The organism is Paenibacillus pabuli NBRC 13638 (assembly GCF_001514495.1).
Classification (GTDB): Bacteria; Bacillota; Bacilli; order Paenibacillales; family Paenibacillaceae; genus Paenibacillus; species Paenibacillus pabuli.
This window is the reverse complement of record NZ_BCNM01000011.1, coordinates 178,343-192,474: the sequence shown is the minus strand read 5'-3', so window position 1 is coordinate 192,474 and position 14,132 is coordinate 178,343. Positions and strand designations below refer to the sequence as shown.

The following is a 14,132-nucleotide window of genomic DNA, read 5'->3' as shown; positions in this document are numbered from 1 at the left end:
ACGAGCATTTTCGCCAGCAAGGTTCTATGATCTTCCTCTGATGTATTCCACCGTTTTCTCGGAGCAGACCTGCTTTAAGAATGCAAAAAAAGGACATTAAATGCATTACACCGGTGTGGGCATTTTGAAACAGGGAGCGTAATCCGAAAGGGAAGCTTAATGATCTCGCCTCATCAAATAGTCAGCAATCTCCATCAGTCTTGACGCATCAGGTAACTCAGCTCTACCAAGTGCGTCCTTCGCAGATTGTGTAAGTGACTTCACCTCAGCAAGTGAGGCTTCCATACCAATAAAGTAAGGATACGTCACCTTATGCTGATTCACATCACTTTGCGTTTTTTTGCCCATTTTTTGCTCGTCACCCGTCAGGTCCAGAATATCATCCTGAATTTGGAAAGCCAGCCCCAGGTCTCTACCGAACACGCGCAACGCTTCCAATTGCCCTTCAGTCGCACCACCGATTCGAGCTCCAGCAAGAAGGGAAAACACAATTAAGTCTCCGGTTTTGTGCAAATGAATGTACTTCAGCTGTGCCAGATCGGTCATACCTTGCTCACCTTCCATATCAGCCACTTGCCCACCAACCATGCCTCTTGCCCCAGCCAGTTCGGACAATTCCTCTACTATGGACAACAACGCGTCTGCCGAAACACCACAGCGGCGACCTGCCTGCACAATGCTGTAGAAAGCATGCGTCAACAGAGCATCGCCAGCGAGAATGGCCGTTGCTTCACCAAATACTTTGTGATTCGTTAATTTTCCCCTGCGATAATCGTCATTATCCATCGCTGGTAGGTCGTCGTGGATCAACGAATACGTATGAACCATCTCCACGGCGCAGGCTACCGGCAGTGCAGCTTTACGCTGTGCACCGAAGGCTTCCGCCGCAGCAACGACCAGGAGCGGACGGAGACGTTTGCCTCCGGCCATAAGAGAATACTGCATCGCGTCAACCAGTGACTGGGGTACTTCCCAGTGAACAGGAAGAGTCTGCTGCAACTCTCCTGTCACCTCTGCTGTGATTTCCTGAAGATACACTTCAAACGAAGGACGATTACTCATTGATTTCACCGCTTTCATCGACGGCAGTGCCGAACGGTTTCTTGCGAAGCTCCCCATCCTCTTCTACGATCATTTCGATCTTGCGTTCCACTTGTTCCAGCTTCAGTCCACATAGTTGTGATAATTTCATCCCGCGCTGAAACAAATCGATGGCCTGTTCCAACGGAACATCACCATGCTCAAGCTGACCTACGATGTCTTCCAATGCCGCCATTGCCTCTTCAAAATTCAATTCCGGTTCATTCGCCATCGGTTTTGTCGTCCTCCTTCATTCCCCAAACCTGACAGTCCAGCTGCCCGTCTGTTAATTTAATCTTTATCGAATCTCCAGGCTGTACATCCTCTATCGATTTGATCAAACGCTGTTCCTGATCGTCATAGACAAGGCTGTACCCTCTTGACATGACTTTAAGCGGGCTAAGCGCATCCAGATGGCGTACGGATGATTTCCACTGCTGCTGCTTCGCTCTTGTAATGGATCGGATTGCAACCTCCAGCTGACGCCGGGCTGATGCATTCTCTCGCTTTGCGGCATTCACCTGATCACGAGGATTGAACCGCTGCAGGGCTGCACGCAAACGCTCCTGTTTCTCGGCCGTCCATTTCACACGTGTATCTACAGTTCGCAGTAGACGCTGTTTCAGCATATCCAATCGCTCCGTATGCTGCATTAAGGTCCTTCTGGGATGCACAAGAACAGGTGAGCGTTGCAATCTCGCCAGGCGCTCGCGATTGTGAACCGCACGCTGACGTAAACTGTGTTGGAGCTGACGCTGGCGCTGAGCAATCTGATCAAGCAGTTCAGCACGGTTAGGCACTGCCAGCTCGGCAGCAGCTGTAGGCGTTGCCGCCCGCAGATCAGCAGCAAAATCGGCAATCGTAAAATCCGTTTCATGCCCCACGGCAGAAATGACCGGAATAGCCGAAGCGACAATCGCCCTTGCTACGATCTCCTCGTTAAAAGCCCACAATTCTTCTAGTGATCCCCCGCCTCTCCCGACAATCAATACATCGGCTTCCCCCATGCGGTTCAGGTTGTTGATAGCTTTGACGATGGACGGAGCCGATCCTTTACCCTGAACGAGAACGGGATATAGAATTACTTGAGCTGAAGGATATCTGCGTTGCAATGTGATCATGATATCCCTTACCGCTGCTCCTGTAGGTGAAGTAATCACACCGATCTTTTGTGGAAAACGGGGAATCTGCCTTTTACGTGACGCAGAGAACAGCCCCTCGTCCTCCAGCTTTTTTTTCAACTGCTCATACGCTAGATAAAGACTCCCAATACCGTCCGGTTGCATGTGCGTTGCGTAGAATTGATACTGTCCGTCCCGCTCATACACGGAGACATTACCACGAGCAATAACCCTCGCACCCTCCTTCGGTACAAAGGGCAATCGCTGATTATGAGACGCAAACATAATCGACTTTATTCGGCTGTCCTTGTCTTTCAATGTAAAATACATATGACCGCTGGAGTGATGTGTAAAATTGGAAATCTCTCCGCGCAGCCAGACGTCCGACAGGACCTGATCCGACTCCAGCTTCATACGGATGTATCGGTTCAGATCTTTGATGGAGTAGATCTTTTGATCTGCCACAGACAGTTACCTAGGCCAATCCGTGAGCGCGCTTCGCAGCGATCAGTGTATTTTGCATCAACATCGTAATGGTCATTGGACCAACGCCTCCAGGAACCGGTGTAATGGGGCCAGATACCGTCTTCACGCTCTCGAAATCCACGTCTCCTGCCAGCTTGCCGTTATCCAGACGATTCATCCCAACATCAATGACAACTGCACCCGGTTTGACAAAATCGGCATCCACAAAGTTTGCACGACCGATTGCAACCACAAGAATGTCTGCCTGACGCGTGATTTCCTTCATGTTCGCCGTACGGGAATGACACATGGTTACTGTAGCATTCTCACGCTGAAGCAGTAGGGATACCGGTTTGCCAACAATGTTGCTGCGTCCGATGACTACCGCATGTTTGCCCGACATTTCAAGCCCGGTTCGCTTAATCAGTTCAATTACACCCGCAGGAGTACATGGGAGCAGACTGTCGTCACCAATGACAAGGTTACCCACATTGACCGGATGGAACCCATCGACGTCTTTGTCCACGGCGATTGCATCAATAACAGCTTTCTCCTCGATATGCTTCGGTAGTGGAAGCTGAACCAAGATGCCGTTAATGGTTTCCTGTTTGTTCAGCTTGTCCACCAGAGCGAGCAGATCCTCCTGAGACGTGCTTGCATCCAGACGATGTACCTCGGAATAAAAACCAAGATCATGACATGCTTTTTCTTTATTGCGCACATAAACCTGGGATGCCGGGTCTTCCCCGACGAGCACAACAGCCAGACCAGGTACTACCCCCTGTTCGCTAAGCTGTTTTACTTCGGTCGTCATGCTTGCGCGGAGCTCTTGGGATACTTCTTTGCCGTTAATAATAGATGCTGTCATTGTACTCTCTCTCCCTTATGTGAATATAAATTTAGAGGTTGTTCAAAAAAACCGCTTTTGATTACGAATGATGCCTATCGGCATCATCAGCATCGAATAGGGCATTCAGCCGAAATGTCCGTTGCTCACGTAGCTCTATCTACGCTCCGCTACTCCATTTCTAGCTTCATCCCATCTTCTTGGTACTGAAAACCGATCCTTTTGAACACGCACTATAGTTAATGATAAATTAAGACAATTTTGCTTTGATGGCGTCAACTTCCTGAATCATGCGTCCAAGTACGCCATTGACGAACTTCCCGGACTCATCTGTACCAAAATATCTGGACAATTCAATCGCTTCATTGACGGATACCTTTGCAGGGATGTCATCACGAAACACCATCTCATATGTTGAAAGGCGTAAAATCTGACGGTCTACACGCGACAGACGACTAATCTGCCAGCCTTTCAAATAATCGACAAGCAAACCATCGATGGCTTCCTTATTGTTCCATGCACCCTGTACGATCTCGGTTACGTAATTACGCATTACATCTGCATCGTGAATAACCACTTCGGTTTCATTGTCTTCAGCGGCTTCATTGATCAGCATATTAACAGCCTCGGATGCGCCCACTTCATTCATTTCCATCTGATACAGACTTTGTACTGCAATTTCCCTTGCCAAACGTCTTTTCATGTCCTGCCTCCTGCAGCGCTCCTTCTGGAGCGTCATCATGCGTATTTTAAAATAGTAAAACCTTTGATGGAATCAGAGATCTTATTATATTGTTATCCCTTTTCACAAAAAAACCTGCACTACGTTTCCTCCAAAAAACGGGCAACCTAAATTACAGTTTTATTTTCGGAAGAAACATATTGCAGGGTTCAGATGGCTCACTTGAACGGACGCCAGCGGTCACCCAGCCATTGTCCCCATTCCCTCCAGGGAATGAACGAGCCCAGCTTCGAGTCGCTTCGTCTGCCTAACGTATAACCGATGAACACCAAGAGTGCAAAGAACAACATATCCCAAAAACCGATCCATACATAAAGAAATCCAAAAAAGATGCCGCCGGCAATTCCGGTAATCCGGCCTTTGTGACTATCCCAAATCTCTCTCCACAGCATCAGTGAAACTCACCTCATTCCACTCGACTCTTGTAGTTAGGTGACTGGGTAACATTGGCAATATATACAGTGACAAAAGAAACCGGGATACCCGTAATCTCCTGTACGTGATCATGTATTGCCTTCTGCAGATCGGACGTCAACGCTGGAATTGGCGACTCGCCATCCACTACTGCGCGAATCATAATCTCCAGTCCCGACTCGACTACACGAATACGTGCTTTGACATCACGTACTCCCCGGAAACGGGAAGTCGCTTTGAGACAGAGATTTTCAATCGTCTCCATTGAAATCTGTACATCCCCGTACTCTGTACGTTGGTCCACAGATGGCAACGAAGCACGATCACGCCGAACCGAAATGTAGAAAAATCGCAAACTCAGGATAAACAAAATCGCTGCTGCAACAACCGCCGCAACAATGACGTTTTGTTCCTGCTGGTAATTCAATTCGTAAGGCAGCACACCACTGATAAGAAGTATAACTGCTGCCGATATTGCTCCAACGCTTATGCTGTATATAAACAACAGAAGCCGATCCAGTATTTTAGCCACGAACTGCACAGCCTCCCTTGCTCACTAACATTACTTAACCTGCCCATTGGCAAAAGGGTGATCCTTAGGTGCACATTTCCATTGCCCCAAAGACCTGTCCAAGACGGGATAAACCCCGGCAGTGATGCCGGGGGAATCTGTCTTCTTTTATTTTACGCGCTGACTGTTCAGGTCGATTTCTTCCACTTTCTCGGTGCTCTTGAACTGAACGTCATGAATGTGCACATTAACTTCATTCACATTCAATCCTGTCATGTTCTCGATGGAGCGCTTCACGTTCTGCTGAATTTCGGTAGCCACCTGTGGCAGACGGTAACCATATTCAATAATAACGGAAACATCCACTGCAGCTTCACGCTGACCCACTTCAACCTTCACGCCTTTGGATAGGTTTTTGCGGCCAAGCAATTCAGCAAATCCACCTGCGAATCCGCCGCTCATGCCTGCAACACCTTTCACTTCTACTGTAGCCAGTCCAGCGATCACTTCAATAACTTCAGGTGCGATCTGGATTTCACCGATATCCGTTCGTTCAAATTCTGTCGGCAGTGTACTCATAACTGTTCAACACACCTTTCGCGAAATAAGTTTGCGGCCATCCGTCAGGGCGCTGGCATTCAGATCGATTGATCTTCAGATGCCCTTCCGGTCCGGCTTTACCGGAACTCCTGCAAGCTTCATCCGCTTTTGTGACGGCTTATCCTCTGCAGGAGACATGCGCTCTTATTATTACATACTATATCATTTGGGCTACATTATGACAAACAAGCCCAATATGCCTTTTAAATCTCATTTTCCTCAAGAAATTTGATATCAAAGTCACCACGAATGAACGTTGGGTGCTCCAGCAATTTCTGATGAAAAGGGATCGTTGTGGATATGCCTTCAATCGCAAATTCAGCAAGTGCACGCTTCATCTTCGCAATAGCTTCTTCCCGGTTCGCTCCCCATACGATCAATTTGGCGATCATAGAGTCGTAAAAAGGAGAGATGGTATATCCCGGATAAGCTGCACTGTCCACACGCACCCCCGGTCCTCCTGGGGCAAGATAGAAACCAATTTTGCCTGGTGAAGGCATGAAGTTACGATCCGGGTCTTCTGCGTTGATACGGCATTCAATGGACCAGCCATTGATCACAACGTCTTCCTGACGGAAAGAGAGCGGATTGCCTTCGGCTACCGAGATCATTTCACGGATCAAATCCACACCTGTAACCATCTCAGTTACAGGGTGTTCCACCTGAATACGAGTATTCATTTCCATGAAGTAGAACTCGCCATTAGGGCTAAGCAAGAACTCTAGTGTTCCTGCTCCCGAGTAATTCACGGCAAGCGCTGCCCGCACTGCCGCTTCTCCCATCAATGTACGCACATCTTCAGAGAGAATCGGACATGGCGCTTCTTCCACCAGCTTTTGACGACGACGTTGAACAGAACAATCACGCTCGCCCAGATGCACTGCATTTCCATGTTTGTCTGCAATAATCTGGATCTCCACGTGTTTCATGCCCGTCAGGAATTTCTCCAGATATACTCCGGCATTGCCGAAAGCCTTCTGTGCTTCCTGCTGGGCAGCTGTAATCTGCTTGATCAGCGTTTCCTCATCTTCAGCAATACGAATCCCTTTGCCTCCACCACCAGCGGTAGCTTTGATAATGACAGGATATCCAATATCTCTAGCGATCATGATGGCTTCGTTCATATTTTCAACCAAACCGTCAGACCCCGGAATGACAGGTACACCTGCATCTTTCATCGTCTGTTTGGCAACAGCCTTGTCGCCCATTTTGGTAATGGCTTCTGGAGAAGGGCCGATGAACGTAATATTGCAGGAACCACAGATTTCTGCAAAATCGGCATTCTCTGCGAGGAAACCGTACCCCGGGTGAATCGCATCACAATCCGTCAGCGTCGCTACACTCATCAGGTTGGTGAAGTTTAAATAGCTGTCTTTTGAAAGTGTTGGCCCGATACAATATGCTTCATCTGCGAGACGAACATGCAGGGAGTCTTTGTCTGCTTCCGAATAAACTGCTACCGTCGAAATGCCAATTTCACGACAGGCACGAATAATACGTACCGCAATTTCGCCACGGTTCGCAATCAGTATTTTTTGAAATTTCATTTCGTTATTGTCCTCCTTCGAAGCTCATGCAGTTACCGTTATCGGCTGTAACCGTTATTCTGGTTTCACCAGGAACAGGGGTTGTCCATACTCAACCAGCTGTCCGTTCTCAACCAGCACTTCAACGATTTCTCCCTTGATGTCGGCATCAAGCTCGTTCATCAGCTTCATCGCTTCAATGATACATACCGTTGTTTTCTCAACAACTTTATCACCAGCGCTTACGAAAGGACCCGCTTCCGGTGAGGAAGCTCTGTAAAAAGTACCCACCATTGGAGATACAATTTTATGTAAATGGCTTGTAGTATCGACTTGCGGAGCAGCCTCAGTTACCACTGCAGCCGGTTGTACCTGTGGAGCAGCGATCATTTGCGGTTGCACAGCAGCTGCCTGAACATATTCGGTTTTACCCGGTTTGCGAATCGACAACCGTGATCCTTCATTTTCAATTTCCAACTCCTGAACGGAACTTTCATCAACCAGTTTAATCAGTTCTTTGATTTCACTCAATTTAAACATTTCCATTATTCACTCCTTCGGCATCATGCCAGTCTCACTAGGACGGTCATATGGCTTTATGTATTATATCATAATCGTTAAAAATGGAAAGAGCCCGAGATCTGAGCCAGCTCTCGGGGCTACTTTTCCATGATTCGGATTACTGTTCTGTCACGTATTGCACGCTGATTTTATTTTGCGTTACTGCCAATTCTTTCATGACCAGATCCACAATGGAAACCGCCTGTTTTACATCCAGTTTGTCACTAAGTACAACGACTTTATACTTGTCGGCATCCTCTTGAACGATGGCATTGGCGAACTGCTGTGAAAGAGTTTCTTCAATGCCATTGATTTTGGCTTCTTTTTCTTCCAGCGCACGGAGCTGTTCGGTTGCTTTGGCATTTTCCTCTGGTGTTTTGCTCAAATCCCCCGCAACAGTCATCAGTTCCTCGTATATGCGATTGTTGCTTTCCTCACGCTGCCACTGATAGTTCTGGAACTGGCTGCTCGCGGAGGCTGCTGTATTTTGCTCCTCCATTTCCTTGAGGACTTCTTCATCGGTTTTTGTCACGCTGCCGTCTGTCCCGCCACTTGCCTCAGGACTGGTTGCTGCACCTTTGTCAGAGCCTTTCTCACTGTCTTTCCCTGCTTCACCTTGCTTCTCTCCCGATTCTGCCGCAGGTGATTTCTCGGTTTCTCCGGCTTCTTTACCGTCTACAACGGCAGGATTATCAACCGATTCAGCTGCCTGCTCTCCTCCTTCTCCCCCTGTAACTTCACCGCTATTCACAACTTCATTTACAACCAGGCCTTCTGTCGGATCAAGGATTCCGGCCGTTTCCGTCGCTTCTCCCTGCTTCATGCCATCCACCTGCTGGCTATCAGCAACAGGCGCATTAACCGGACCCGAATCTTCAGTGAACAAATAATAAGCGGACAAAATGACCATCAGGCTAAGCATGGAAACAAGCCACACCGTTTGACGTTTGTTATTCATTAGAACTTCCTCCTCGAATTAGCTTCATTCTTATGCGAATCGAACCTTGTGCAAGAATTGAACCCTGGGTTTCAACATTCCGATTTAATCCTGCTTGCGCGGAACAACCGAGATTCGGTAGGCCGCCACATTCAGTCCTTTTTCCACAGCATCGGTAATCAGGTCCTTCACCACCTTGTTCTCTGCTCCCTTGGCAACGACAAGCACACCCCGGATTTGCGGTTTGAGCTTCTTGGTGACAATCGGTGTCTGATCCCCAGATACTTCATACGTAATGATCTCGCCATCGCGGGTATATTGCGTCATATGTCGCTTGCCCCCGCTGGCATCCGTCTCTTCCGTGAGCTGTTGCGAATCCTTCACATTGCGCTGCACAACGAGTTCTTCTGTCGAATCCACGGTAACCATGACATCAACGGTTCCCACGCCAACGATATTTTCCAGTACGCCCTTGATTTTGTCTTCAAATGCGATCTCTATCGCCTGAAAAGGATTCTGATCCGCTGCATCCGTCTGGATGGATGCCATGGATGTAGTCGGGTCAGGAGGTTCGCGACCGATATTTTCGGAATCAATCTTTTTGACATTGACGAAGGAATTAAACAGCATGATCCCTACTCCGATCAAACCGAGAATAATAAGCCAGCGAAAGGTTTGACTGCGCCGTTGTCCACCTTCTCCGCCGCCGAGCCAGCTTTCCATCTTTTTAAGCCATTGCCTCATCGGAAACCCTCCTTCTTACAGCGCAGGGGCGCTTTTCTTTTCTTTCACCTGTACTTTGTTGGCATCAATATCCCACTTCTCAGTCAATAGCGTAATAATTTGTACTGCTCGTTCTGATCGGGAAGACGACTGCCCTTGCTGAGGGTTTATTTCTGACGGATCAGCCGAAACAGGTGTGGAGTCAGCCTCCCGCCGATTTGAAGAGTCTCCCGCATTCCCGGTGTCCGTGCTGCTATCAGAATTACTGCCGCTGTCCACCTTAATCTGTACATCAGGCACTTCAATCTGACCGATCTGGATTGGCTCTTGTGCTGTAGTCGATTCGGCAGGTTCGGATTCGGGGTCAGCACTGAATAATGGATCTGTACTTGCCACTTCCTCCACTTGTCCTGTATTGGAGCTGGCTTTTCCTGCTGCTACCTCACCTGCCATCTCCACCAGAACATACTGGATTGCGGGCAATTCCACGGAGGATGCCAGATCCTTATCTGGTTTGGCTGCATCCATGGCAAGTTTCACCTCGACGGACTGAACTCGCTCCCCGGTTGTTTCTTCAATCTGTCCCTTCATCACGTTAGCCAGTTCTTTGGCTGTCCATTGCAAGGATTGTTCTTGTTCGTTCGATTGCAGTTTCCTGCCCTGAGCCAGGATCTGTTCCAGTGTTGCACTTCCATCCGATGGTGGGTCCATGGCTGTCATCGCCCGCTTCAGCTCGGCAACCGGGTCACTCCGCAGGAGCTTTGTTATGGGGGATAAAAGGGTTAGCAGGATAAGAAGGCTCAGCACAAGCTTGACATAGCGTTCCATGGATCGGTTGGGCAACAGCATATCCACAAAGGTCGCCAGCAGAACGATCATGATCAATTCCCGGAGCCAGCTGCTCAGCCACCCCATCCTTCCAGCCCCTTTCTCTCGAACAATCCCCTCATCGCATCATAACCGTCAGATTACCGGCAGTTAGCAGGATCGTGATGGCCAGAAAGAACATCAATCCCACAGCTGCCAGTGCTGCAAATACGTAAAGCATGCTTTTGCCAATCGCCTGCAGGCAACCTACAATTGGTGTTTCACCCAAGGGCTGCATAATAGCGCCTGTAATGTTGTATATGAGGGCAAGGGTCAGAATTTTAAGCGCTGGAAAAGCGCATAGAAACAAGATAATGATGACACCGGTTAGCCCGATTGCATTTTTGACCAGCAGCGAAGCCGTGATGACTGTATCGGTTGCATCCGCAAACGTTCTGCCAACGATGGGGACAAAGTTCCCGGCGATGTACTTCGCCGCTTTCAGACTGACTCCATCTGCTACGGAGCCTGATGCGCCCTGCACCGAAATTACGCCCAAGAACATCGTAAGTAATATACCGAGCAGAGCCACACTAATGTTGCGTAACAGGTCCGCTAGCTGAGTCAGCTTATACTTGTCAGACAAGGAACTGACGAGATGCAATACAGCCGAGAAAAACAACAGGGGGAACACCAGTATGTGAATCAACGTACCCACCAGATGAATCATGAAAATGATGAGCGGATGAGTGACTGATACGGTGATAACATTTCCCATTGATGCCAGCAGTGTGAAGAGTAGGGGCACCATGGCCATCATAAAGTTGATCATGCCGGCAATGGCATCCTTGGCGTACCCAATCGCCACACTGAAACTGTTTATGGCGATGATAATAATGACCATGTAACAGATGGAGTAGGCGATTTTGCTAATATTGTTTTTCTCAAAAGCGGTCTGGAGCGTCTCCAGAATCATGCTTAGCACGCTCAACATCACAATCGTGACCAGAAGCTTGCCGTTATATAAAATCTCATGCAGCATAAAGGTTCCAATGGCTATGAATACGGACTTCAGACTGAATCCTTCATTGCCTGGAATTAACATATCCATAAAGGAAGGCGTCTTTCCTTCCGGGAAAAATCCTCCGTATTGCTGCATCAGTTGATCCCAATATTTTTCCACCTGATCTTTGGGAAGCTGATCTGCCTGCTGGTGCATCCATTCATCTGAAGGGGAGCCGGCAGCAACCTGTCCCATGATCGCAAACAGTAAGCACAGCATCAGCACGAAGGTAAGGCGCCACTGCGGCTTGTGAAGCATTATTTTCATATGAAGTCCGCACGCCCCCTCCTTCTACACCGGCATTAGCTTCATGACGGTTTCGATTATAATGCTGATGATTGGTATGGCGAGGACAAGAATCAGCACCTTGCCAGCGAGCTCAATCTTGGAAGCAATGCTCTCCTGACCTGCGTCCCTCACAATCTGTGCACCAAATTCAGCAATGTAGGCTATGCCTATAATTTTCAGCACGGTTTTCAGATAGATGCTCTCCATGCCCGAATTTTCGGCAAGCCGTTTCAGTACCTCGATGACTGCGCCAATCTTGCCAATTAGCATCATAAAGATCACGATGCCGGTAGCGGCAGCAATCAAAAAAGCGAACATGGGCTTCTGTTCCTTGATAACTAGAATGAGAACCGTTGCGATGAGCGCCAGACCTACAACTTGGATTATTTCCACAGGTCACCACCATCCCGGCTTCATGACCGTTTTCATTGAAAAAGAAATATCGATTTGATCTCTTGCAGCAGGCTGTCCAACATACGGACCACCATGAACAATACAACGACAAATCCGATCACGGTCACCCAGTGAGCCATATCTTCCTTTCCCATTTGTTTCAACACCGTATGAATCATTGCAATAATGATTCCGATGCCCGCAATTTGAAAGATTGCGTTCACTTCTAAATTCATGACCTTGGCACCTCACTATCCCGGCTATTTCAGAAGATCAGAATGACGATTAACGCTCCTACAAGCATCCCGAGACTACGACTCATTCGTTCATATTTCACTTGATCGGCCTGAGCACGGGATTCCTCATGCATTAGTTGTTGAATGGCTAGCGAGATGTGCTTGGTCTGATCCTGACGATCACTGGTGCCAAGGCTGAAGCTTAATTGCAGCATGACCTCCCGCTCGTCTGCCTTCATGGCTGACTTTCCCCACGTCTCTTCAATGCCAGACTGAAGACTTTCACGAGCAGTGCGTCCATGAGGGGGTTCCATTTGCTTGGCTGCGTGGAGAAACAGCGTCCGAACAGGCTCTTTTGTCTGAGCCCCCATTTTTCCCATGGCATCAGGCAAGGGGGTAAGCCCATAGTTAATTTCGGTCATCAGCCGCTGGAGAGCGGCAATTAACTCACGCAGTTGTCTGGGCCGCAAAGCAAATTGCCTTGCCTTGTAGAATCCGGCGAGCGTGCTGGCCAGCAGAATAATGACGGCTCCGAGCATGTTAAGCAAATGCCTCACCTCCCACTTCCGTCTGCTGGAGGCCACGCATTTTGCCATCAGCCAGTCGAAAGGTCATGCCCCGGCTCGTCCGCTGCAGTTGAACATAGCGTTGAAACATTTGCTCGACAATCAGGGTCCTCAACGCAGGTCTGGAAGAAAGTTCGGCCAAATCACGACCGTGTGCCGTGGCGATGACGGATACACCTGCATGGAGTGCTTCCATTACTGCCTCAGCATCCTCTGGACGGCCTATCTCGTCCACAATCAGGACATCGGGAGACATGGAGCGGAGCATCATCATCATGCCCTCAGCCTTCGGACAACCGTCCATGACATCGGTACGGGGCCCCACATCGAATCCCGGTACACCCTTGTAACTTCCTGCAATCTCAGACCGCTCATCTACGATGCCAACCTTGAGCCGCGGCCGTATACCCTGAACAAGCTCGCTGACACCCGTAAGTTTGGTTCCACTGCTGATCTGCCTCGCCAGATCACGCAGCAATGTGGTTTTTCCTTGCTGGGGAGGCGAAAGAATTAAAGTGTGCAGTACCTGACCACTCTTCATGTCCAGCAGATAGGGCAGGATCCGATCAGCAATCCCGTGTATCTCTCGCGCAACCCTGACATTAAATCCATTGATATCGCGCAAATTTTCCACGCGACCACCGCTGAGTACCGTTCGGCCGGCCAGCCCAATTCGATGACCGCCAGGAATGGTGATGAACCCTTTGCGCAGCTCTTCTTCCAATGTATAAAGCGAATGATTGCTAATCAGATCCAGCAGCCTGTGGGTTACCTCTTTTAAGGGTATATAGGCTTCATCAGGCTTCGCTGTCGGACTGCCCTGAGGTGTAAGGAAGTGATAGGTGTCTCCTGCATTGATTTCCAGCGGCCTTCCTTCACGGATACGTACTTCCTCCACTTTTTCCAACAAAGCGGGCGGCATTCTTCCCAGAATGGTTCGAATCGGTTCCGGAAAGATATCCTTCCAGTTCACCATCATGAATAGGCCCCTCCAACCTTGAATTCGGTTTTATCGCGTTTCTGGTGCTTGTTCATATCTCAAGTTTATGTGTGTACATTGATTTTATGACGCTGAAATCTATCATTTTCTTCAGAATAGGGATGAGAGTTGGAAAATCATAGATCAGCTCCTTGTTCGCGGTCTAGGCACCCGTCTAGATCCAATTGCATATAGTGCTTGCAGACAGGTGTGATCCATTTGCGGATATTAGAAAGACAGAACCAACTATCCCCAAATGCAGAAAGGAGTTGT

The 14,132-nt window shown here is 48.7% G+C and carries 18 protein-coding genes; all 18 read right to left on the bottom strand.

Translation table 11 applies throughout. The annotated features are described in order from the left end of the window. Positions 1 to 156: 156 nt before the first annotated feature. Positions 157 to 1,062 (bottom strand): polyprenyl synthetase family protein, encoded by a 906-nt coding sequence (locus tag PPA03S_RS16425; protein ID WP_062324369.1) that lies wholly within the window; start codon positions 1,060 to 1,062, stop codon positions 157 to 159. Beyond that, a complete protein-coding gene (gene xseB / locus PPA03S_RS16420) occupies positions 1,055 to 1,312 on the bottom strand; it encodes an exodeoxyribonuclease VII small subunit (RefSeq protein ID WP_062324368.1) in 258 nt (85 codons plus the stop codon). Before xseB ends, PPA03S_RS16425 begins: the two co-directional genes overlap by 8 nt. Continuing rightward, positions 1,302 to 2,666 (bottom strand): exodeoxyribonuclease VII large subunit, encoded by a 1,365-nt coding sequence (gene xseA, locus PPA03S_RS16415; RefSeq protein ID WP_082704181.1) that lies wholly within the window; start codon positions 2,664 to 2,666, stop codon positions 1,302 to 1,304. The genes xseB and xseA overlap by 11 nt, the downstream gene beginning before the upstream one ends. Positions 2,667 to 2,676: 10 nt before the next feature. Next, positions 2,677 to 3,534 carry a bifunctional methylenetetrahydrofolate dehydrogenase/methenyltetrahydrofolate cyclohydrolase FolD gene (folD, locus tag PPA03S_RS16410; RefSeq protein WP_062324367.1) on the bottom strand — a complete coding sequence of 286 codons (858 nt, stop codon included), beginning with the start codon at positions 3,532 to 3,534 and terminating at the stop codon, positions 2,677 to 2,679. 229 nt (positions 3,535 to 3,763) lie between these two features. After that, entirely contained in the window at positions 3,764 to 4,216 is a 453-nt protein-coding gene (gene nusB / locus PPA03S_RS16405) for a transcription antitermination factor NusB (protein WP_062324366.1), read from the bottom strand. A gap of 197 nt (positions 4,217 to 4,413) precedes the next feature. Next, positions 4,414 to 4,647, bottom strand: a complete 234-nt coding sequence (locus PPA03S_RS16400) for a DUF2273 domain-containing protein (RefSeq protein ID WP_062324365.1) — start codon at positions 4,645 to 4,647, stop codon at positions 4,414 to 4,416. Between the two features lie 14 nt (positions 4,648 to 4,661). After that, complete coding sequence (amaP, locus tag PPA03S_RS16395) at positions 4,662 to 5,201, bottom strand: alkaline shock response membrane anchor protein AmaP (protein WP_062324364.1); 540 nt, start codon at positions 5,199 to 5,201, stop codon at positions 4,662 to 4,664. A 147-nt stretch (positions 5,202 to 5,348) separates the two neighbouring features. Further along, the gene (locus tag PPA03S_RS16390; RefSeq protein WP_024630996.1) at positions 5,349 to 5,759 is read right to left on the bottom strand and encodes an Asp23/Gls24 family envelope stress response protein; all 411 of its coding nucleotides are present in this window, start codon (positions 5,757 to 5,759) and stop codon (positions 5,349 to 5,351) included. 224 nt (positions 5,760 to 5,983) lie between these two features. Further along, positions 5,984 to 7,327 (bottom strand): acetyl-CoA carboxylase biotin carboxylase subunit, encoded by a 1,344-nt coding sequence (gene accC, locus PPA03S_RS16385; RefSeq protein WP_062324363.1) that lies wholly within the window; start codon positions 7,325 to 7,327, stop codon positions 5,984 to 5,986. Positions 7,328 to 7,381: 54 nt separating this feature from the next. Then, on the bottom strand, positions 7,382 to 7,846 hold the full coding sequence (gene accB / locus PPA03S_RS16380; RefSeq protein ID WP_062324438.1) for an acetyl-CoA carboxylase biotin carboxyl carrier protein: 465 nt from the start codon (positions 7,844 to 7,846) through the stop codon (positions 7,382 to 7,384). Between the two features lie 139 nt (positions 7,847 to 7,985). After that, positions 7,986 to 8,825 (bottom strand): SpoIIIAH-like family protein, encoded by an 840-nt coding sequence (locus PPA03S_RS16375; protein WP_062324362.1) that lies wholly within the window; start codon positions 8,823 to 8,825, stop codon positions 7,986 to 7,988. 84 nt (positions 8,826 to 8,909) lie between these two features. Beyond that, positions 8,910 to 9,548 (bottom strand): stage III sporulation protein AG, encoded by a 639-nt coding sequence (spoIIIAG, locus tag PPA03S_RS16370; RefSeq protein ID WP_062324361.1) that lies wholly within the window; start codon positions 9,546 to 9,548, stop codon positions 8,910 to 8,912. Between the two features lie 15 nt (positions 9,549 to 9,563). Next, positions 9,564 to 10,442, bottom strand: coding sequence for a stage III sporulation protein AF (spoIIIAF, locus tag PPA03S_RS16365; RefSeq protein WP_062324360.1), 879 nt, complete (start codon positions 10,440 to 10,442; stop codon positions 9,564 to 9,566). Between the two features lie 31 nt (positions 10,443 to 10,473). Next, a complete protein-coding gene (spoIIIAE, locus tag PPA03S_RS16360) occupies positions 10,474 to 11,664 on the bottom strand; it encodes a stage III sporulation protein AE (protein WP_062324359.1) in 1,191 nt (396 codons plus the stop codon). A gap of 24 nt (positions 11,665 to 11,688) precedes the next feature. Beyond that, positions 11,689 to 12,078: a stage III sporulation protein AD gene (gene spoIIIAD, locus PPA03S_RS16355; RefSeq protein ID WP_062324358.1), complete on the bottom strand. Its 390-nt coding sequence runs from the start codon at positions 12,076 to 12,078 to the stop codon at positions 11,689 to 11,691. Between the two features lie 32 nt (positions 12,079 to 12,110). Further along, complete coding sequence (gene spoIIIAC, locus PPA03S_RS16350; protein WP_017687585.1) at positions 12,111 to 12,314, bottom strand: stage III sporulation protein AC; 204 nt, start codon at positions 12,312 to 12,314, stop codon at positions 12,111 to 12,113. A 29-nt stretch (positions 12,315 to 12,343) separates the two neighbouring features. After that, positions 12,344 to 12,862 carry a stage III sporulation protein SpoIIIAB gene (spoIIIAB, locus tag PPA03S_RS16345; protein WP_062324357.1) on the bottom strand — a complete coding sequence of 173 codons (519 nt, stop codon included), beginning with the start codon at positions 12,860 to 12,862 and terminating at the stop codon, positions 12,344 to 12,346. Next, a complete protein-coding gene (gene spoIIIAA, locus PPA03S_RS16340; protein WP_062324356.1) occupies positions 12,855 to 13,859 on the bottom strand; it encodes a stage III sporulation protein AA in 1,005 nt (334 codons plus the stop codon). The genes spoIIIAB and spoIIIAA overlap by 8 nt, the downstream gene beginning before the upstream one ends. Positions 13,860 to 14,132 lie beyond the last annotated feature (273 nt).

Bases quoted from the DNA above. Each gene is read 5' to 3' on its own strand.
- accC (WP_062324363.1), bottom strand. From the start codon at position 7,327: ATGAAATTTCAAAAAATACTGATTGCGAACCGTGGCGAAATTGCGGTA.
- PPA03S_RS16375 (WP_062324362.1), bottom strand. From the start codon at position 8,825: ATGAATAACAAACGTCAAACGGTGTGGCTTGTTTCCATGCTTAGCCTG.
- spoIIIAA (WP_062324356.1), bottom strand. From the start codon at position 13,859: ATGATGGTGAACTGGAAGGATATCTTTCCGGAACCGATTCGAACCATT.
- PPA03S_RS16400 (WP_062324365.1), bottom strand. From the start codon at position 4,647: ATGCTGTGGAGAGAGATTTGGGATAGTCACAAAGGCCGGATTACCGGA.
- nusB (WP_062324366.1), bottom strand. From the start codon at position 4,216: ATGAAAAGACGTTTGGCAAGGGAAATTGCAGTACAAAGTCTGTATCAG.
- spoIIIAG (WP_062324361.1), bottom strand. From the start codon at position 9,548: ATGAGGCAATGGCTTAAAAAGATGGAAAGCTGGCTCGGCGGCGGAGAA.
- PPA03S_RS16390 (WP_024630996.1), bottom strand. From the start codon at position 5,759: ATGAGTACACTGCCGACAGAATTTGAACGAACGGATATCGGTGAAATC.
- spoIIIAC (WP_017687585.1), bottom strand. From the start codon at position 12,314: ATGAATTTAGAAGTGAACGCAATCTTTCAAATTGCGGGCATCGGAATC.
- accB (WP_062324438.1), bottom strand. From the start codon at position 7,846: ATGTTTAAATTGAGTGAAATCAAAGAACTGATTAAACTGGTTGATGAA.
- PPA03S_RS16425 (WP_062324369.1), bottom strand. From the start codon at position 1,062: ATGAGTAATCGTCCTTCGTTTGAAGTGTATCTTCAGGAAATCACAGCA.
- folD (WP_062324367.1), bottom strand. From the start codon at position 3,534: ATGACAGCATCTATTATTAACGGCAAAGAAGTATCCCAAGAGCTCCGC.
- xseB (WP_062324368.1), bottom strand. From the start codon at position 1,312: ATGGCGAATGAACCGGAATTGAATTTTGAAGAGGCAATGGCGGCATTG.
- spoIIIAF (WP_062324360.1), bottom strand. From the start codon at position 10,442: ATGGGGTGGCTGAGCAGCTGGCTCCGGGAATTGATCATGATCGTTCTG.
- spoIIIAE (WP_062324359.1), bottom strand. From the start codon at position 11,664: ATGAAAATAATGCTTCACAAGCCGCAGTGGCGCCTTACCTTCGTGCTG.